Annotated in this window: 25 protein-coding genes; 9 read left to right on the top strand and 16 right to left on the bottom strand. The window is 54.0% G+C overall.

What is annotated here, in order from left to right; all coding sequences use genetic code 11:
• Positions 1-14: 14 nt before the first annotated feature.
• From traB to HA50_RS26630, 5 genes are read right to left on the bottom strand one after another with little or no spacing between them, the layout of a single operon-like run.
• A complete protein-coding gene (gene traB, locus HA50_RS26650; protein WP_084879787.1) occupies positions 15-1,397 on the bottom strand; it encodes an F-type conjugal transfer pilus assembly protein TraB in 1,383 nt (460 codons plus the stop codon).
• On the bottom strand, positions 1,394-2,131 hold the full coding sequence (gene traK / locus HA50_RS26645) for an F-type conjugal transfer protein TraK (protein WP_084879786.1): 738 nt from the start codon (positions 2,129-2,131) through the stop codon (positions 1,394-1,396). Before traK ends, traB begins: the two co-directional genes overlap by 4 nt.
• A gap of 3 nt (positions 2,132-2,134) precedes the next feature.
• Entirely contained in the window at positions 2,135-2,734 is a 600-nt protein-coding gene (locus tag HA50_RS26640) for a TraE/TraK family type IV conjugative transfer system protein (RefSeq protein ID WP_084879784.1), read from the bottom strand.
• A 51-nt stretch (positions 2,735-2,785) separates the two neighbouring features.
• Complete coding sequence (traL, locus tag HA50_RS26635) at positions 2,786-3,088, bottom strand: type IV conjugative transfer system protein TraL (protein ID WP_013512869.1); 303 nt, start codon at positions 3,086-3,088, stop codon at positions 2,786-2,788.
• A gap of 8 nt (positions 3,089-3,096) precedes the next feature.
• A complete protein-coding gene (locus tag HA50_RS26630) occupies positions 3,097-3,489 on the bottom strand; it encodes a type IV conjugative transfer system pilin TraA (RefSeq protein ID WP_084879782.1) in 393 nt (130 codons plus the stop codon).
• A 210-nt stretch (positions 3,490-3,699) separates the two neighbouring features.
• Here HA50_RS26630 and HA50_RS26625 point away from each other — a divergent pair, with 210 nt between their 5' ends.
• Positions 3,700-4,320, top strand: a complete 621-nt coding sequence (locus tag HA50_RS26625; protein WP_084879781.1) for a hypothetical protein — start codon at positions 3,700-3,702, stop codon at positions 4,318-4,320.
• A 591-nt stretch (positions 4,321-4,911) separates the two neighbouring features.
• Here HA50_RS26625 and HA50_RS26620 read toward each other — a convergent pair.
• Complete coding sequence (locus tag HA50_RS26620) at positions 4,912-5,316, bottom strand: relaxosome protein TraM (protein WP_084879780.1); 405 nt, start codon at positions 5,314-5,316, stop codon at positions 4,912-4,914.
• 615 nt (positions 5,317-5,931) lie between these two features.
• Here HA50_RS26620 and HA50_RS26615 point away from each other — a divergent pair.
• Positions 5,932-6,465 (top strand): lytic transglycosylase domain-containing protein, encoded by a 534-nt coding sequence (locus tag HA50_RS26615; protein ID WP_084879779.1) that lies wholly within the window; start codon positions 5,932-5,934, stop codon positions 6,463-6,465.
• Between the two features lie 22 nt (positions 6,466-6,487).
• Here the strand turns inward: HA50_RS26615 and HA50_RS26610 are convergent, their stop codons facing one another.
• Positions 6,488-7,309, bottom strand: coding sequence for a DUF932 domain-containing protein (locus HA50_RS26610; RefSeq protein ID WP_084879778.1), 822 nt, complete (start codon positions 7,307-7,309; stop codon positions 6,488-6,490).
• Between the two features lie 56 nt (positions 7,310-7,365).
• Positions 7,366-7,677, bottom strand: coding sequence for a hypothetical protein (locus HA50_RS26605; RefSeq protein WP_084879777.1), 312 nt, complete (start codon positions 7,675-7,677; stop codon positions 7,366-7,368).
• A gap of 274 nt (positions 7,678-7,951) precedes the next feature.
• Between HA50_RS26605 and HA50_RS31260 the strand changes: the two genes are divergently transcribed.
• A complete protein-coding gene (locus HA50_RS31260; RefSeq protein ID WP_158087448.1) occupies positions 7,952-8,098 on the top strand; it encodes a hypothetical protein in 147 nt (48 codons plus the stop codon).
• A 212-nt stretch (positions 8,099-8,310) separates the two neighbouring features.
• On the opposite strand, the gene HA50_RS31630 is transcribed toward HA50_RS31260, so the two are convergent.
• From HA50_RS31630 to HA50_RS26590, 3 genes are all read right to left on the bottom strand, one after another.
• Entirely contained in the window at positions 8,311-8,601 is a 291-nt protein-coding gene (locus tag HA50_RS31630) for a hypothetical protein (RefSeq protein WP_208617345.1), read from the bottom strand.
• A 90-nt stretch (positions 8,602-8,691) separates the two neighbouring features.
• Complete coding sequence (locus HA50_RS26595; RefSeq protein WP_084879776.1) at positions 8,692-9,258, bottom strand: hypothetical protein; 567 nt, start codon at positions 9,256-9,258, stop codon at positions 8,692-8,694.
• Between the two features lie 68 nt (positions 9,259-9,326).
• A complete protein-coding gene (locus HA50_RS26590; RefSeq protein WP_084879775.1) occupies positions 9,327-9,884 on the bottom strand; it encodes a DUF1281 domain-containing protein in 558 nt (185 codons plus the stop codon).
• Between the two features lie 354 nt (positions 9,885-10,238).
• On the opposite strand from HA50_RS26590, the gene HA50_RS26585 reads away from it, so the two are divergent.
• From HA50_RS26585 to HA50_RS32210, 5 genes are all read left to right on the top strand, one after another.
• Positions 10,239-10,496: a hypothetical protein gene (locus HA50_RS26585; protein ID WP_084879774.1), complete on the top strand. Its 258-nt coding sequence runs from the start codon at positions 10,239-10,241 to the stop codon at positions 10,494-10,496.
• A 376-nt stretch (positions 10,497-10,872) separates the two neighbouring features.
• Positions 10,873-11,298 (top strand): translesion error-prone DNA polymerase V autoproteolytic subunit, encoded by a 426-nt coding sequence (gene umuD, locus HA50_RS26580; protein ID WP_084879773.1) that lies wholly within the window; start codon positions 10,873-10,875, stop codon positions 11,296-11,298.
• A 2-nt stretch (positions 11,299-11,300) separates the two neighbouring features.
• On the top strand, positions 11,301-11,492 hold the full coding sequence (locus tag HA50_RS32220) for a Y-family DNA polymerase (RefSeq protein WP_420872889.1): 192 nt from the start codon (positions 11,301-11,303) through the stop codon (positions 11,490-11,492).
• Positions 11,479-12,207, top strand: a complete 729-nt coding sequence (locus HA50_RS32215) for a Y-family DNA polymerase (RefSeq protein WP_420872888.1) — start codon at positions 11,479-11,481, stop codon at positions 12,205-12,207. Before HA50_RS32220 ends, HA50_RS32215 begins: the two co-directional genes overlap by 14 nt.
• Positions 12,204-12,581 carry a DUF4113 domain-containing protein gene (locus tag HA50_RS32210; RefSeq protein WP_420872887.1) on the top strand — a complete coding sequence of 126 codons (378 nt, stop codon included), beginning with the start codon at positions 12,204-12,206 and terminating at the stop codon, positions 12,579-12,581. The genes HA50_RS32215 and HA50_RS32210 overlap by 4 nt, the downstream gene beginning before the upstream one ends.
• A 254-nt stretch (positions 12,582-12,835) precedes the next feature.
• On the opposite strand, the gene HA50_RS26565 is transcribed toward HA50_RS32210, so the two are convergent.
• Positions 12,836-13,810, bottom strand: a complete 975-nt coding sequence (locus HA50_RS26565) for a ParB/RepB/Spo0J family plasmid partition protein (protein WP_084879772.1) — start codon at positions 13,808-13,810, stop codon at positions 12,836-12,838.
• Entirely contained in the window at positions 13,810-14,976 is a 1,167-nt protein-coding gene (sopA, locus tag HA50_RS26560) for a plasmid-partitioning protein SopA (RefSeq protein WP_084880268.1), read from the bottom strand. Before sopA ends, HA50_RS26565 begins: the two co-directional genes overlap by 1 nt.
• Before the next feature lie 425 nt (positions 14,977-15,401).
• Here sopA and HA50_RS26555 point away from each other — a divergent pair, with 425 nt between their 5' ends.
• Positions 15,402-15,659 carry a hypothetical protein gene (locus HA50_RS26555; protein WP_084879771.1) on the top strand — a complete coding sequence of 86 codons (258 nt, stop codon included), beginning with the start codon at positions 15,402-15,404 and terminating at the stop codon, positions 15,657-15,659.
• A 268-nt stretch (positions 15,660-15,927) separates the two neighbouring features.
• On the opposite strand, the gene HA50_RS26550 is transcribed toward HA50_RS26555, so the two are convergent.
• From HA50_RS26550 to HA50_RS26540, 3 genes are read right to left on the bottom strand one after another with little or no spacing between them, the layout of a single operon-like run.
• Positions 15,928-16,701, bottom strand: coding sequence for a site-specific integrase (locus HA50_RS26550; protein ID WP_084879770.1), 774 nt, complete (start codon positions 16,699-16,701; stop codon positions 15,928-15,930).
• The gene (locus HA50_RS26545; protein WP_084879769.1) at positions 16,698-17,402 is read right to left on the bottom strand and encodes a hypothetical protein; all 705 of its coding nucleotides are present in this window, start codon (positions 17,400-17,402) and stop codon (positions 16,698-16,700) included. The genes HA50_RS26550 and HA50_RS26545 overlap by 4 nt, the downstream gene beginning before the upstream one ends.
• Before the next feature lie 39 nt (positions 17,403-17,441).
• Complete coding sequence (locus tag HA50_RS26540) at positions 17,442-17,879, bottom strand: hypothetical protein (protein WP_139811043.1); 438 nt, start codon at positions 17,877-17,879, stop codon at positions 17,442-17,444.
• Between the last annotated feature and the right edge of the window lie 330 nt (positions 17,880-18,209).

Below are 18,209 nucleotides of genomic sequence, written 5' to 3'. Positions count from 1 at the left end.
GTCTCCTGTTCCTGTCAGTTGATGGTGTCACCCAGGCGCAGCTGGCTGGCCTGACGCAGCACTTCGTCGGGGTTCAGTACCGGGGCATTGCCGCCACCACTGTTTGCCGGCGTGACCGCGGCAGTCTGCTGCGCGCTGGCCTGTGGCGCGGCTTTCTTCTCTTTCTCCGCGTCCGCATCCTCAATGGTCTCCAGCCGGAAGCCCTGCTGGAACACCACGGTGACGGCGTTACCGGCGCCGATATCAATCACCGGGTGGTACTGCTCGGCACGCTTGATCCAGTACTGACTCAGCGTGTCAGCGGCCTTGCTGGCCCCGCCGCCGAGTCCCTGCTTGAGGATATCGCCCGCGCCCACAGACGCCGAGGCCCCCAGACCCACGGTCGGCGTGGCGGCCGATTTGATACCCTCACCGAAACCGGACAGCAGGCCGGCCGCACCGGCATTGGCGATGATGGCCCCGTTGCGCATAACCGGCTTGCCGCGGATACCCTGCTTGCCCTGGTAGGCCACATGCCCGTCAAACGGCATATCGATGTGTTTACCGTTTTTCAGGATGCAGCTGATGTTTTTCGTGCGGACTTCGCCGCGCTCGCTGGAAATATCACCGTAGATTTCCCCGGTGACGCGGCACTGGTCGAGGCTGTACGTTTTGCCGTTGGGCAGGGAGACATCGCCGATAAGGGTGATGACCACGGGCGAGGTATTCTGCTGACCGGTCACGCTGGCGTTGGCGTCTGCCCCCTCAATCATGACCGCCTCGGAGAACGAACCCGACGGTATCCACGGCAGGTTCGTTTTTTTCGCCGCGAGCGAGGCGTAGGTGAAGGTGTCCCGCTGCAGACCGCCGCGTACCGTGCCGGTGCCGGGGTAAAAGCCCTGCGCCGGATAAAAACGGTTACCCTGCCCCGCAGCCGGACCGCCGGTCGCATCACCCACACGCCACTGTGCCGGTCCCGCCGGCCCGGTGGCCACCGGGGCATTCGCAGCGGGACCGGACGGCGGTGTGCTGCCCTGTCCCGGCCCGGCAGGCGGTTTGCTGTCTTCCTGCATCTGCTGCTTCTGCAGCTGAGTGATGGCATCTGCCATCGTACTGAGCTGCTTCTTCAGGTCCTCATTCTGCGTTTTCAGCGTCCCGGTAAGGGTTGAGAGGTCTTTCTCCAGCCCGGCGGTTTTGTTCTGCTGCTGCTGCAGCGCCGAGGTGGCCACGCTGCTGGTGAAGGACGTGCTGACCAGGCTGCCGGTCATATCCGGCGCGGATTTCTGTGCCGGATGGTTCAGCTCAGCCTGGTGGCGTGAATACGCCCAGATGCCGCCACCGGTGGCGAGCATCACCGCAGCCGCGGTACCTGCAATCATCCACTGCCGGCGGCGGGTCAGGGTATTGATGCTGCTCATGCCCCGCCCTCCTTATCCGTGGAGAAAATCACCCACACGTACCCTTCGCCGTTCGCATACAGGGTGCGGGTGGAGAGCATCACCGCGCGCACGCCTTTCTGCCAGAACTGCTTTTCACTGAGGGCGCGGGTGACGTAACCGGTGTTTTTCATCCGGTAACGCACCACCCGCAGGTGCGAGCCTGCCAGCTGTCGCTCCGGCGTGAGCAGGACGCCGGCAGGCGGGTTGTACGCCGGAGCCCGGCTGGCCTTCATGTCGGTATAGCCGTCAGGCACGCCGCCGTTTGCCACGGTGCGCGCCACGCTGACCAGCGTCTTCGGGAACGGCTGGCTCTCCTCCCACGCCTTCGCATCCGGGTTCGGCTTCAGCGGCACGTCCGCCGGAATAAGCTCCAGCGTGCGGCCGCTGCCGGGTTTCGGGGACACGTCGAGCGAGACGCTCACCCCGCCGGCCGTTTCGATAAAGAGGGTGAAATCCTGTCCGGTCAGCGGGGTGATGAGCAGTGCGCCGTCGGCGGTGCTGTCTTTCGTATAGGCCCCCTCCGGACCGGTGACGGCGGTGATAAGCTCCCCGTCAATGACGATTTTATTCGGGCTGGTGTTGCTCATCTGCGCCTTCAGGTGCGCGTTATTCTCAAATACGGTGCCGGCCGGGCCGGGCACCACGGCAGAGGCCACGGCGGGCATCAGCGTGAGCGCTGCCAGGGCGGTGAGCACGGAAACGGTTTTCTTCATGGTTCATTCCTGTTGCGGGCGGCGGTCAGGTTGCGTCCAGGGTACTTCCGTGAAGGCCGTCAGGCGGATAAGGCCGTCCACGTAGTGCACGCTGAGTCGCCAGGCTTTTTTCGTGTCCGGCAGCGAAAGTTTCAGGTTGCCGTTGGTGGTGCCGGCGCTCAGGGTGCCCCGGACGATGATGTCACCGGTGGTGGTGTCGGTGGTTTCATCGTCAAGGCGGAACACGGAGGAGACGCCGTTCTTTCTGATGTACTCAGCTTCGGCGGCAAGCTGTTTTTTCATGGCGTCACGGTCTTCCGGCGGAACAAAGCGCAGCAGGGCGGCGTGCTGGCTGTCCACGGTCTCGGGCGTGACGGACAGGCGGAGATTGATAAACGAGCGGACCAGCAGTCCGTTCAGGGCGTCGTCTCCGGAGGCGGCGGTGGAGACAAACGGCCGGTCAAACAGCATCGGAACGGTGATGGTTTTCTGGGTGCGGGCGAAGTGCCACGCGAGGGCGCCGGTGATGCCGTTCGCGGCAAGGCTCAGGGCCAGAAGCGAACCCAGCCCCGCCAGCGCCAGTACCGTCACACGGTTGCGCCCCTCCCGGACCTTGTACTTCATATCGGTTTTCCTTCTGTCGGTAATATGCGCCACCCGGAGGTGGCGCACGGGTTACTGCATCCAGTGCCGGTTGCCCGAATCGGGCACCCGCCTGAACTGCAGCCGGAGCAGCGCGGTCGGCAGATACCAGTAAAGGAGGTTCAGGAGCCACCAGGTGCCCTGCCCTTTCTTCAGATGGCGGATTAACAGCCACAGCGCGCCAGCCACAACCAGCATCACGATGAACATGTCGCAGAGCAGGCCAATGCCGGCGCACGCAACGATGACGCCGGCCTCCTCTGGCGGGAGTCCGAGCAGGCGTTTCTGCTGATTGAGGGTTTCCGGGAACTGGTACTGAAGCGATTCCCTGTCCATGACGGGGATTAACCGGCGAGGCTGAAGAGAACGCGGGTGACGACGATGAGGAAGCCGAGGCCGCCGACGAACAGCATCGGGTTGCGGGTTTTGATGTAGGCGCCGATGGAGATGAGTACCTCGGCAATGTACAGCCCCCACTCGATGGTGCTGCCGTGGCCGAACGTATCCTTCGCGTCCTGTTTCTGGCTGGAGAGCAGGTCTTCGGCGCGCACCAGATGCGGGAGTGCGAAGAACAGCACCGCCAGGGCGATCAGCAGCACGTTAGCGCGGTGACGCCAGAGAAGACTAAAGCTGCGGTAAAGCGTGCCGATAAAACCGGATGGTAGTGCGGTCCGGAACGCCGGGCAGGCTTCCGCAGCCCCCTCCGCCAGCGCGGGTTTGCCTGTGACAACTTTCATGTAAAAAACCCTCAGTTTGAGTTAAGGAAATGTCGTTGCGCGTAAACAGACGTAACGCGACGTAAGTGTACATTTTCTCAAAAAAAAAAAATCTGTGACTCATGTCACACTTTTAACCCTTCACTTTAAGATTTTTAAGATTATTCCCGGACGACAGACGCGTAGGCTTTCCGCTTACTCAGGGCACGCCTCTTAAGGAGGTTTAAAAACATGAAAGTAAAAGAAAAGCTGGGCGACGGTCGCGGACGCCCCCGGAAGTACGCACAGGGAGAAATGCAGTACCGCAAGCTGTGGCTGCCGGAGAACCTGCTGATGGAGCTGCGGGTCGCCGCCCGCGTCAGGGGGTACACGACGAATGATGAGGTCATCAGTCGCCTGGTCAGTTCCCTGCGGTTCACGCCGCGCAGGCCGGTGATTAAAACCGATGAGGGTCAGCGGATGGTTGCGCTGGCAAGATTATTTGATGAGTTCCTCCAGTCACGGCTGGATATTATCCGCCGGGAGTATGCGGTACAGGAAAATAACGGGGCGGACAGGAAAACGTTCGTGCCGGGAAAGAACCGGGCGTTCAGCAGCAGTTTTCCCCTTAATTTACGCCGCGATATGGAAATCAGTGCGCGATTTAATCAGCGCAGCGTGAATCAGGAAATTATGGAGCGCCTGCTGGATTCCCTGAATTATTTCACGGAGCAGCAGCTGCCGGAGAACGAAGAAGTCAGGCGCCTGCGTGAACTGGCCATTCTCTTTGATGAATTTATTGCGGAAAAAGTGGCAATGGCGGAAAACCCGCTGACGAATAACACCGGGGAAGAAAAAAAAGAAAAGCAGTAAGGCAGTCTTCAGGCCGGGCAGGATGCCCGGCTTTTTTATATTTCCGGGTAATTAACATACGGCGTCGTAATTCTCCTTCCCGTCACCAAACCTCCACCTGCCAGATGCCTGTCAAATCCGTCTGCAATAAATAATGTCTGATTTCATAATAACCGACATTAACATGCGCGGTGGAAATCTGCGGCCGACGGGTTTATGTTGTTTGTTTTCCGGCAGGAAAAATACCGTCCGTAACGGAGTGGTATCTCCCCCAGGCTAACCGGGGCGCAGTTCCCATACCGAATTATTATCCCGACGCAGTATGATTATTTATAACACAGACTGAGTAAGAATTCTGGGTGAGGCAACAGTGCGCGTTTTGTAACAAAAATGCTGAGTCAATGCGGAGGACGGTAATTATCTCCTGATACAACGGCATGCAGGGCAGGAATGCGATAAGTGAAAAAAACAGTACCCCGGCATGTTAACGGGAAGGTATTTAACGCCCGTCCTTTCGCGCCCCGGGAAAAAAACGGATGATTTTGGGATATTTTTATCACGAATGATGAATACCTTCCCGCATCCCGGACACGGACCTGCACACATAAAAATTTACTCTTTCCCTGATGCATCAGGTTTTACAAAGTGCCGGTTCTCAGCATCATCTTCTGCTTTTCCGATTTCAGCAAGATAGCCTCCTAACAGTTCCTCAATCCGGTCATTCCCCTTCTCTCCCGTTGTATGCAGGTAAATTTCAGTGACCATCGAAAGCAGAAGCATAATCCCCTCCCGTGTTCCACTGACTTTCCTGATAACTTCTCGGTTCCATTCCCGCTGGGAGAAACTGTCTTCTGCGTTCTTGGCCTTATGCATAATCAGTCCGAGTCTCAGAAGCTCATTACACGTCGAAGATATGCTGACTTCTCCCGGATGTGCTCCATTCTGGATTTCAAGCTGATAAATATCCCTGATTTCTTTTTCAATTTTATCCTTAACGTAAATCCCCATTCTTCCCATGATTTTCTCCGTATGGCGGGGTAATAAACCCTCAGCAATATTCTTTTGATGATGTGTGCGCGGGGGTCCGTCAGCGTTTTCACCGGGCGTACAGACACAGAACCACGTATGCCGGCGATATTACACCGCTTATACAGGTAGTACAATCCGACACTGTCATATCGTAGGGTGTGACACTGTACGACATATAAAACAATGAAAAATAGTAATATCTACAATCCTTCGACACCATATCACAGGAAGCTACGACAACAGGTAGCAGAAAGCTACGACATGATGTCGTAGCTGACGACACCATAATATCGTAGCTTTCTACGACATTTTAATGAGATACAGACTCAATGCTATCTCAAAAACAACATAACAACATGATATTAAAACAAAAAACCGCAAGATAGAATCTTGCGTGGGGTGTGATGAAAGATAACCCCGGAGAGCGGCTTGTTAAATAACGCCATCCTCATGAATTCTTTATATCCGGGAGGGTCTTCATCAGACTGCCTCAAGCGCCGCGTGCGCGTCTGTAACGAATTATCTTGCCAGCGATGATCTGAACGCGTATTTTTCACACGAACCCGCCTGGCGCATTATGCGCATGCACGTGAGATTATCAGAATGAAATGGTTTGCTGTTCTCGGGCTCGCCGCTGTATTCAGCGTGCAGGCCGAACCGGAAATGTGCTTCACGAAAGCCGGAAAGGATTTCGGTATTGATCCGCGCCTGCTGATGGCGCATTCCATTCAGGAATCGCACATGCGTAATAATGCGCTGAATACCAGAAGCAGCGGGGGAACACATGACGTCTGCAACATGCAGATCAACAGCTCTCATTTCAGTCAGCTGAAAAAGTTTAATATTACGCGGGAAAGGCTGCTGAAAGATCCGTGCATCTGCATTTATACCGGCGCATGGATCGAGGCGCGTAACTTCAGGCAGTACGGCAGAAACTGGGACAGCGTCGGGATGTATAACACCGGCCCCAGTCCGAAGCTGATAAAGCAGCGACGGGAGTATGCGGCAATAATTAAAAGTATCTATCGCGTGCTTATCGCCCGCGATGAGGTTTACGCCACCATGACACAGAAGAATAAAAAAACGCCCGCGCCGGAAACCTTTATCAGCGCAGACGTTTACACCCCCATAAAATAACCCCGCACACCGGGTTTAATCGCTATGCTTTGAGTTTTGCGAACTCCTCCGCCATTTTCCACAGCGCCTGATTAAGTTTTATATCGCCATCAATGCCCGTTACCGGCCGGGTCGTAGTTCTTTTTCCTTTCGCCGTTCTGCCGGGGACACCGCCCTTGATCAGATTCTCCTGGACAATATTAAACGCGGTCCACAAATCGGTACCTTTGTCATACCAGGCGCGCGGCTGAATAATTCGTTCTGCCGATACGGGCGGCTCCTTTCCCTCATATTTATACTCCAGCGCCAGTTGTCCCAGCAGGCGGCGTTCTTCGCTGTTTACCTGAATGGCTTTCATCGTGTCGATGTTATTTTCAACCTTATCGAACACCCCGAGCACCTCATAAGCCCCCTCAATCACCTGCGACACAATATCCCCTTTATGCGGCACGCTGATTTCACCAAATGATTTCCAGCACACCAGTCCGTTGGTACACACCTGGCGGAAAATACCGGGGATCATTTTATAACTGCTCGACCCGTCATGGCTGTTCAGCAAAACTATTTCCGGCACTTCACCGGCACCATTATTATTTCCCCGGCGCAGGCGGATCATGTGTCTGGTAAAGTCGCGACGCTCCGGATCGCGCACGCGTGACTGACTGGCGTAATAAGGCTGGAAACCTTCCTCACGTAATTTATCCAGCAGCGTGATGGTCGGGATATAGGTATAACGCTCTGATCGAGACTCATGTTTTTCAGCGGAAAAGGCGCTCGGCACGACGCGCATCAGCTCGTCATTGGTCAGCGGGTTATTTTTACGGACAGACGTAGGAGCGGCGTAGCGGGTGGCAAAACGGACCATAATAAAATTCCTTATATTGAGAAAGACGGTCAAATCAACGTGTTTTCCGGCCGGGATCATTCCCCGGCAGCGGCGGCGTAATACGCCCGGACGACCACAAATCCGGTGTCGTATTCCTGGACGGCCACGGGATACCCTTTGTGGACATAAATCTTCAGGGCTTCCGGCTCCGGGGTGGGCTCATCAATGAGCGTCAGTCCGGCCAGTACGGCCCGGTGCACGCCCGCCACACCGGTAAACTCACCGTTTGCACGGATCCAGAGGTACAGGTCCGCAAACTGAGCCGGACTCAGGTCGCGGTTTTCCTGTCCCTTCCCCCGTGTTTCGGTAGATTCTGAAGCGGCGGTGTTGACGTTCTGTGTGTTCATGCTGGTTTCCTCTTATCGGTTGCTTTAACCCTGTTTCGGTGAGTTCCTCGCGGCGAAGGGCAGAGTAGCGACGGGCGAGGGATGCACGAAGGGCGTCACCGGAGGCCGCAGCGCAAGCGAGCAGAGCGAGTGCGAACGGGCGAGGAACGGCGAAGCGTACCCTTCAGGGCAGACGGAGAACGGTGCTACGAACAGCCCTCCGCGGGGAGCACACCGGAACAGGCTGCACGATCGGGGGAGATGAGCAGGAACACATCCGACACGACGGAACGGCGTGGCGGCATTAAAGGGCGCAGCGCGCCCGGTGAACGCACCGGCGACAGCCGGTTGCAGCCCCTTGACCTTAGCCATCAGACCCTGGCCGGGAGGCCCGGAACACGCCCCGCGTGGTCCGGTGGAGCTTACCGGCTGTGCCGGTTAGCGGAGCGGGGCTGACGACCCGGCATCGCCGGGGAGCCGCCAGGGGGCCATGTCCTTTCCCTCTGTGGTTCTGGCGCGGAAAAATGCCGGAAAACAACCGGCGAAAAAGCACAGCGTGGGGAAAATCAGCAGGAGGAAAGCGTGAACGCTGCACCGGGACGGACGCAGGCGGAGGAGACCGGCCGGTGCGTCAGCACCGGGCCGCTCCTGCTTTTACCGCCCTTCTTCTCCGTTTTCCGTCTCTGCTTCGTGATACATCCGGGCAGTCGCCAGCAGACCATCAAATGCCATCCCGGCGGTGTCGGCCGGTTCACCGTCATGGTCCGGACCGGTCCGTTCTGCAAAGGCAACCCGCGCCGCAGCGGCGGCGCTGACGCGGTCTGCGTTATCAGCATCGAAGGGCAGCATCCCGCCCTCCTCCCCGGCCAGGGTGACCAGGTCCGCAAAACAGAGTTCGTGATAAGCAGGATAACAGGCAGCTGCTACAGTTACTGATGAAGACATGGACGGCTTCTCCGAGGTTCAGGTAATGTTGCCGGTTTTACCGGACTGGTAACGGAATCAGGCAGGGGCACACCCCCTGCCTTTTTTCTGTCAGGCGATAATTTTCCGGTTACAGATAACTTTCCAGTCGGTATATGACGGGCTGTCCTGCAATGGCGTCAGGCTGACCACGTTCTCCGCCACGCCGTTCATCACCAGAATCTGCTCAATCCCCGTAAACCAGTCCTCATCCGGGCGCACCGGAAACCACAGGTTGCTGTTGATGCCGCTCAGCAGCGGGTCACTACAGAAGTGCACGCCCCGGCCCTGCCGTGTTTCACAGCCGGTGACGACAGGCTCCATGCGCACGCTCAGCGTGACGGCGCTGCGCGCCAGCTGCTCCGCGACGTCGCTCCAGCACCACTCCCCCTCCGGCACCGGCAGCTCCATGCAGTGCAGGAATTTTCCCCCTGCCCGCGCCGCACGCTGTGCCAGGCCAAGAACAGAAGGTTCGCCGCTGGCGGCGTCAGCGCCGTCCAGCCAGTGGCCGTTATGAAAAAACGCCTCATCGCCGTTATCGAGGCGGATAAAGCAGTATTCACGCATCACGCGGGTGATATCGGCCTGGGTGACCGGCGTCAGCGCTGATGCTGCATTCTGAAGGATTCCCGTACTCATGCTTTTGCCTCCATCAGGGTATGTACGCACTGCATAAACTGCGGCCACAGACGGAATGGCATGGGCCGCTAGCTAGCTAGGCCATTGATTTCTACGTCCAGCCGGGTTGGAAGGATCAGCAGCATATCCAGTTCCTCAGTCCTTTCCTCATCCCCACCATCACACAGGCCGTCCCACCACTCAGCCATACTCTTCCGTCGCAAGAGCGATCCCCAGTCATGGATCTTCTGCCGGTACAGCGCTTCAATCACTGTTTTTTGCGCCTCTGTCAGGGTCTGCCATCGACGTTCCTGAATACCGCAGGCCAGCCAAAGTTCATGCAACAGCTGGCTGTTATCCATATCCAGCATTACACCGTCCTGTAACATTCTGAGCCAGCGGGCATAAGCCATTCCTTCCGGGGACATAATGCCGCTGCCGCTGGCCGTAAGAGACGGGTACAGTGAAAACGCTACGGTCTCCGGGGGTTGTAAAATACCGGCGCATCCCGCCAGAAATAACTGGATCCCTTCCCTCTGTGCGCGGCGATACCAGGGGACTATCTGTCCTTCCAGCAGACGGCGAATATCATCAATACGGTCAGACTGACCGCGGAAATATAACCGGTTTGCACACCAGTTCGGCATGAGCGTCTCCTCATTCACAGATGCGGCACGGTGTTGTGCCGTGAGCAAAACGCAGACGGGCGAAAAGCGGAGGGGACAAGGGCGTGACAGGAAGCCGCAGCGCAAGCACGTTGTGGGCTGAATGCGCCACAACGTGTGCGAACGGGTGACTGAACGGCATCGCTTCCCTTGAACACGATGCGGCCCGGCTAAAGTTAGCTCACGGCACAGTGAATAAGGAGACCGACAGAATTCTGGTTATTGCATCCGGGGAAAGTCTCAGATAACAAATCAGCGGAGCGAAGCGACATCCTTTTCAGCCAGACCAAGTCGCTGGTATGATCAGATATCCAGTAAAGGAGAGGCTGTAATGGTATGAAACTTAATGAAAATGAGATACAGCAATTGGTCAGTGACAGTTTGAGTGTATTTACAAACGGTGTGATTTTTCGTGATAGTAAAGTTTATATCACGCTGAATTTCCCGGATGGTGAAAAAGAGTCTATCGAGGGCGAGTGGCGGCATATGTCTGATTCACGCACTCTGTTCGAACGGGTGAAGATGCTACAGAACATTATTTATGAAGAGTTTTCCGATTTTCACTTCTGTATTCCGCGCGAATGGGCCAGGTAGTGGCACCTCATAAAGTAAATCCGGCGAGCAGGACGTTCGCCCGTACAAACCTGCTTCTATCCTGCATATTACCCTTCCCGTTAGATACTCAGATAATTCTGCCCCTTACCCACATTGTTATCCCCCGTTTCTGTGGATAATCAACATCTGGTATCGACCGCAGCTGACCGGCACATCATATCTTGTGCCCGCACCACAGCCGTCACCGACTCCCCTTCCCGCTCCCCGGAAAAAAAGTCCACTACCTGCGGTTACTAACTCCGAATTATTTATGGCGGTTTTTCAACTCATTAGAGAGCGAAGCAAAGATTGGGCTTGAAACATGTGAAAACCAAGAAATAATACTGTTTGCATATACAGCATTATTGAGGTCTACATGTTAAAAATTCTTACCCCGGCATCCAGCCCTAAGTTATCTGCCATTCCACTGTTCAGCGATCTTTGTCCTGCCGGTTTTCCCAGCCCGGCCCAGGACTATATTGAGAGCGAACTGGATCTCAATGAGCTTTGTATTCGTCACCCGGCCGCCACTTTTTTCGTGCGGGCCAGCGGCAGCAGCATGCAGGATCTGGGCCTGTTTGATGGGGATATCATGATTGTAGACCGGGCCGAAGAGGCCTCGCACGGCGACATCGTCATCGCCGAGGTGAACGGTGAATTCACGGTCAAACGCCTGCAACTGCAGCCTCGCCTCGCCTTGCTGCCGATGAATCCGGACTATGCGACCATTTATCCGGAGTCGCTGCAGTTGTTCGGCGTCGTCACCTGGTTTTTCAACAGCACGCGTGCACGCAGGAGGTAACCATGCCCATGTTTGGTTTGGCAGACGTTAACTCCTTCTATGCCAGCTGCGAGGCTCTTTTTCGTCCCGACCTCCGGGGTAAACCTGTAGTAGTGCTCAGTAACAACGATTCCTGCGTTATTGCCCGCAGCGCAGCCGCAAAAAAAATCGGCCATACGAATGGGAGTCCCGTGGTTCCAGATGAAACACACTGATTTTCCTGAGAAAGTGTACGCCTTCAGTTCAAATTACGGGCTGTATCATTCGATCTCCGTGAGAGTGATGACCGCCCTGGAAGAAATGACGCCGAAAGTGGAGCAGTACAGCATTGACGAGATGTTCCTGGACCTGACCGGCATTGACGGCTGTGAGGATTTTGAGCACTTCGGCCAGCGCCTGCGTGAACATGTACTGAACACGACTGGTCTGACGATCGGAGTGGGCATGGGGCCAACCAAAACGCTTGCTAAAAGTGCCCAATGGGCATCGAAAGAGTGGCCACAGTTCCGGGGCGTACTGGCGCTGACACCGGGCAATCCGAAAAGAACGGAAGCCCTGCTTGCCCGTCAGCCAGTGGAGGAGATCTGGGGCGTCGGGCGCCGTATCGGGAAAAAGCTGAACACGATGGGTATCGAAACGGCCCTGCAGCTGGCGCGCACTCATCCGTCGTTTGTCCGCAAAAACTTTTCAGTTGTCCTCGAGAGAACGGTACGCGAACTGAATGGTGAGTCCTGCATTCCGCTGGAAGAATTACCGCCATCAAAGCAGCAGATAGTCTGCAGCCGTTCCTTCGGGGAACGCATCACCACGAAGACGTCCATGCAGCAGGCACTGTGCCAGTATGCCACCCGGGCGGCAGAGAAACTACGTGGTGAACGGCAGTTCTGCCGGCACGTCAGCGTGTTCATCCGCACTTCCCCCACGCGGTGAATGAAATCTTCTACGGAAACAGCGCCGGCGAAAAACTGGCGCTGGCCACACAGGATACCCGGGACATCATCGCAGTGGCCATGCGCTCGCTGGACCGTATCTGGAAAGAGGGACACCGCTACATGAAGGCTGGGATCATGCTGGATGACTTTATCCCGCATGGCATCAGTCAGCTGAGTTTGTTCAGCGAGGAGCGCCCACGGCCGGACAGTGCAAAACTGATGAGAGCAATTGATGGCATCAACCAGTCCGGGCTGGGTAACATCGGGTTTGCGGGGCAGGGTATGAACACGGGGTGGCAGATGAAGCGGAATATGTTATCGCCGGCCTATACAACCCGCTGGACTGATATTCCTGTAGCCCGCGTATACTGACTTGCTGTGCTTATGTGATTTGTAGTCAGGTTGGCCTGTGGGACCATGGTCCCAGCATATACGATTTTGGTATCAGGTTGGCAGGTGGGACCACGGTCCCAGCACGTACGATTTTGGTATCAGGTTGACAGGTGGGACCACGGTCCCAGCACGTACGATTTTGGTATCTGGTTAGCAGGTGGGACCACGGTCCCACCACTCCTTATTTTGATATCAGGTGGCAGATGGGACCATGGTTCCAGTAGAGGAACCCTTTATTCGCCATTCTTTTCCAACCCTTTTAAAATCTCCTCAATTTTCTGAATCAACTTAGCGGGGAGTTTATCTTTGTCGAGATTCAATATAATTTTCTGTCCTTTATATAAAGCGGTAGCTCCAGGAGCATATTGATGGCGCGAAGTCTGTGGAGATTGAGTATTCGACTTATCTTTCAAAACCGACATTAAGAACTCAATAATCTCTTCAGATTCGAAGATTGCCCCCATTTTTTTTCTGGCGCGCAAATTTTCAATCGACTCCTGTAACAACTGCTCTTTATCAGAAAATGATTTATATAAACTATCTCCCGCCCTTGCCGAGAGTTCACCTGGATGAGCAAAAATAGACATCAGGGATTTAGGTAATTTTGCTGTATTAATGCAACGAGTAATAATCTTACGTGAGATAGTTTCTGCATCTGATAGAGCAGAAATATTTCCAGAAAACTCATTTTCGAGACGAGATATGTAGCGTTTGCCTCTCTCAAATGCACTGGTAGGGCGATAGTCATTTCCGAGCCGGGAAAGTGCCATCATTTGCTCGTCATCCAGATCACCTACAAGCACACGGTAGTCGCTGGATGTCAGGATTGCAGCCATTCTACGACGGCTACCATCGGCAACTTCAATATGGCCTGAGACTTTCCGACCAAACGCTGGTGTCTGCTGACCAGAAAGCAAAAAGGAGGGTATTAAATCATCGAGCGCTTCTTCTGTAAGAAGTTCCTGATCACGCTCATTGCCGCCCCATACTTTAGAAAGCTCCGCAACTTTATCACCTGAAATACATTCAAGGATAAATTTAACATCGCGCCCACATACTGGAAGACTAATAGAATTTCCTCTGGTCATAGCACCGACCCGTGTAATTAACGAGTCAACCATCGGTGCTGCGGGTCCAGTGGTAGCCTGTTCGGAAACATTTGCGGTCGTTTTGACAGAAGTTTTGGGAATGACTGGAGCCCGTTTCATTACTTAATCTCCCAGCGAGGTTTTATGAGACGGTCAAAAATTTCATTACATACTGCGTCCCATATTGAAAGGGCATTTCTCCATGCTCCTGTTGAAGAGCGCTGATCAATCGCTTGCTCAAATACAGTTCTCATGCGTATTTGCCCTTTACCGACTTCATCGGTCTCACGTACAACATTTTTGAGAACCATACTTCCCCAAGCATCGCGGATCTGCTCTTCCATCCAGGGTGACTGTGATCCATTATTGTTACTGTACTTGGTAAGCAGAATTCTGACATCAGGTTCAAAACCCTGAAGATCAACGTTTTTCATCAGATCGCGCAGCATGTCAAAAAATTGCAGGGCAGACGTATAATCGAACAACTCTGCTGGAGTCGGGACGATCAGAACATCAGCAGCACATACAACGTTGATGGTGCCAATACCGAGATTTGGTGCACTGTCGATGATAATGACATCGTAATCATGGGCCACAGTCTCAATAGCCAGACGCAACATCAAATGCGGCTCTGTTGGTAATTTTCCTTCATCGAATTTACCCATCAACTCTGTTTCAATGCGGTGCAGAGCAAGACAAGACGGAATAATGTCAAGTCCAGGCCAGCAAGTCGGTTTTATCGCATAGCTGGCGTCGTCTTTTTCACCCAGATAAAAAGGAAGAAGTGTGTCTTGCGCATGGATATGCAGGTCAGGTACCCATCCATGATACATCGACGCCGTCCCCTGGGGGTCGTTTCCTTCTACAAGTAGTACCCGCAATCCTTTTAAAGCGAGGTCCTGAGCCAGATGCACAGATACTGACGTTTTATATACCCCACCTTTATGAGCAGCGACACCAACGACCGGCGGTAAAGCATCCTTAGGGCGTCGTAAGCGGGTACCAAAAACATCCCGCATATGATTGATTTGTTCGATCGTATAGCCAGCGCGTTGCTCTACTCGTCCTCTTGTTTCCATATCCGGATGTGGAAGACGGCCTGCCTTTTCAGCGTCTCTTATTGCCTGAGACGAGACACCAATTAAATCTGCCGCTTCTCCTACTCTCCATCGACGGGTAATCCTTCGCGCTTCCGGACTATCATCATTGAACTGAGCTATGGCTATAGCTCTGGTCATTTCATGTCCGGCCTTAATGCATTGGTCAAGCGTGTCCATCAATCCCATCATTCACCCCAAATAGTTAACTTTGCATAAAAACATTAAATCTTGAAAAATAATGCAAAGCAACACCAAAATTGCAAAGTGAATGTAAAATTGCAAAGTTGTGCGTAAAAAATACAGAGAGGCGCGATAGCAACAACCATCTACGGTCAGTTTTGTTGCCACGCTGTAGCGGTATAAGTTGATGGAGCTGTGTACATGGCTATTGAGGTGATTGAATACACCGCAGGAATTTCACAAACAGCTACTGTGTGGATGGCATCAGAAAGAAGTGGTGACTTGAATAAACACGGGGACTGTTAATCCCCGTGCAGCAACTGGTAGTGATGAATTGTCAGATACCAACAATCGTTTTTTCATTCTCAGTTTCAGTAAATACTGGTCACTGGTATGATCAGATGTCTAGTCAAATGAGAGGATGCAAGATTATGAAACTTGATGAAAATCAGATAAATAATGTAGTTAATGAGGGTTTAGGTACATTTACAAATGGTGCCATTTTTCGTGATGGTAAAGTCTATATCACGTTGAATTTCCCTGATGCTGACAAAAATTCGATCGAGGGCGAGTGGCGGCATATGTCTGATTCACGCAGACTGTCAGAACGGGTAAGAATGCTACAGAACGCTATTTATGAAGAGTTTCCTGATTTTCACTTCTGTATTCCGCGTGAGTGGGCCAGGTAAGAACCCCGCATAAAATAAATCTGGCGAGCAGGATGTTCGCCCGCACATTCCAACTTTTTGCTTCAAACTATCCTTCATAGTGAACTTTCTGATTATTATGCCACTTGAACCAGTTTTCAGAAATATGGGACCAAATATCGCCATACCATGACCAATCTGAACCACTTTCAGCTCAAACAGAGTCATTACAGCTAAAAACCACGCCAGCCTGAACGTTCAGGTAATTATGTCCATATGTAATCGAATAATGTTCGGCCAACTACAGACACTATAAGTGACCTTTCAGCAGGGCCACGGCCTCCGCGCCGGGCATCTGGAACTGTACCCGGTGCCGCGCGGCGACATCGAGCGCAAACACCTTCGTGTACACTTCTGTCGAGCTGATACTTTTATGCCCCATCAGGCTCTGCAGTACCTTGAGCGGAATCCCGGCGTACAGCATGTGCATGGCATAGGAGTGGCGGAAGGTGTGCGGCGTCACCGGCACCGAGAACCTGACGCCATCGGCCGCAGCGGCGACCACGGCTTCATTGATCCACGTCCGTGCCGTCCGGTCGGTGATCTCCCACAGACGGGCCTTTTCCGTCCTGCCGGTGCGTCTGTTTTTCCTTTCCAGCGGAATTTTCAGGGTGGCCACCATCATCTCCAGCTGGCTGACGTACTGGCTGTCGGACAGCGGAACCAGACGGTGCGCCTGACTGCCGGCCGGCGCACGGCCGGCCGTTCTGGCGGCTTTTTCCGCGCGCTGTTTCAGCGTGGCCAGCTGCACGAACGGGTACGGCGGCGCCAGTGAAAAATCCCCCCGCGTCAGGGCCAGCGCTTCGTTGATGCGGGCGCCGGTATTCCAGAGTGTGGCCAGCAGCATCCTGCGGTGCAGATCCGGGACATAGTGGAGCAGGGCGCTCACCTCCGGTGCAAGCAGGTATTTCGGCAGCTCATCATGCACCAGAGCCATCTGGCGCAGCGCCAGCGCAGCCGGATAGTCGATGGATACCGGGAGTGAAACCGGTGTGTGTTGCGCGGGTACGGCCGTAAATGTCATATCTGCTCTCCGGAAGGGGGCTGACTCTGGATATTTGAAAGGACGGCCAATTCTGGCGCCGGCCTGCTGGTCACTGAACGACGTCTGCACTCCTCCTTCCAGGCATTCCACAGCTTAGGCTGTGCAGACCAGGGCGTGGCATTAAGGCGCGTACCGGGGAGGCCGACCAGCCTTCGCAGACGTATTGCAGAGAAGAGAGCTTTCAGTCCTGCCCGGGCATACCGGTACTGCCTCTCTTCGAACGTGCGTGAATAATCCGGTGGCCAGTCATGCTCCCAGACACTGGCAACATATTTATCCGCTTCATTCACGAGAATCGGAAGTTCACGGATACGGTACATCAATGCAGCGGGAAGGACACGCCAGTCGCCGGCAACCTGCGTCAAATCAATGTCAGGGCGCTCTGCTGAGACTCTCAATATGCCCTCGTTATCAGCATGTCCGGTGTCGGTTGCCGCGCGGGCACAGCCCTCAGCAAATTCTTCGAGGATAAAAACCAGTTCGGTGGTAATAAACAGACGTTCACTGTCTTTTTTGGCTGCTGCTGTTTTTGCTTCCCTCCGGGTAATCAGCCACTGCCCGTACCACACACCAATAAGCGCAGCGCCGGCGGAGGAAACCGCCGTGATGATCTGTGGCCACAGGCTGGCGCTGTCCTTCACGACTTTCACCCCTTCAGTGGCAATAAACCAGTCAGCCATAGTTGTTCCTTTATTGATGAGAAATCCCGCCACCCGTTTTCATATGTTCCCGAAAAACAAAACCGTACTGATGGCTTCGTCTCTGTCATTAAGATCGAGCTCCATGACGTTGTTGGGTATCGGGAATAAGGGGGGCCTCAGCGACCAGGTTACTTGAGACCAGCCATAACATAATGGCGGACAAATCTGGCGAGCAATGATGTTTCCATCTGCATCCAGAATCAGCCGTTCTGTCATCCAGGTATCATCATCGTCTGTTGGAAGATCTGCCCAGTAAATCCACGCGTGGGTATATTCGTCTGCAATCAGGACATCAATTAGTTCGTCCGCTTCCACTTTATCTCCCAATAGAATATCAATGTGTGCAGTTAAATAGTCCCGCTCTGAAATCATTAGCCCCCTGACGCCATCCTTTCCTTTCGCATTATCGCACTTAGTGATAATCACCCACCTGATAATAAGCATGGGTATAGCCACAGAATTAAATTACCGGAAGCCGGTCACGGATTGATCCGGTTTTTCTGTTATTTCACAGTTTCCGGAAGTGTACCACGCACACGGAATAAGCAAAGCGCCCTTTTCCGGTGGTGGGCGTGCGGTCACGGAGCGAGGGATAAACACAACATGTTGAAGAATATACATCTGACAGCGTGGCACATATTGTGTTTCTGCGCCGCTGCGCGCCGGTGCATCTGAAGAAGATCCGGAACCGGGAGTTTTCGGATCTTCAGTGCGGAGAAAAGGGAAACGGCACATTCGTCACTTAATAATGACATCATGTCATTATAATATTTGAGTGCAAAATTA

The sequence above is a fragment of the Pantoea cypripedii genome, from assembly GCF_002095535.1.
Classification (GTDB): Bacteria; Pseudomonadota; Gammaproteobacteria; order Enterobacterales; family Enterobacteriaceae; genus Pantoea; species Pantoea cypripedii.
Note: the sequence above shows the minus strand (reverse complement) of the source record. Positions and strands in the feature narration are given on the sequence as shown.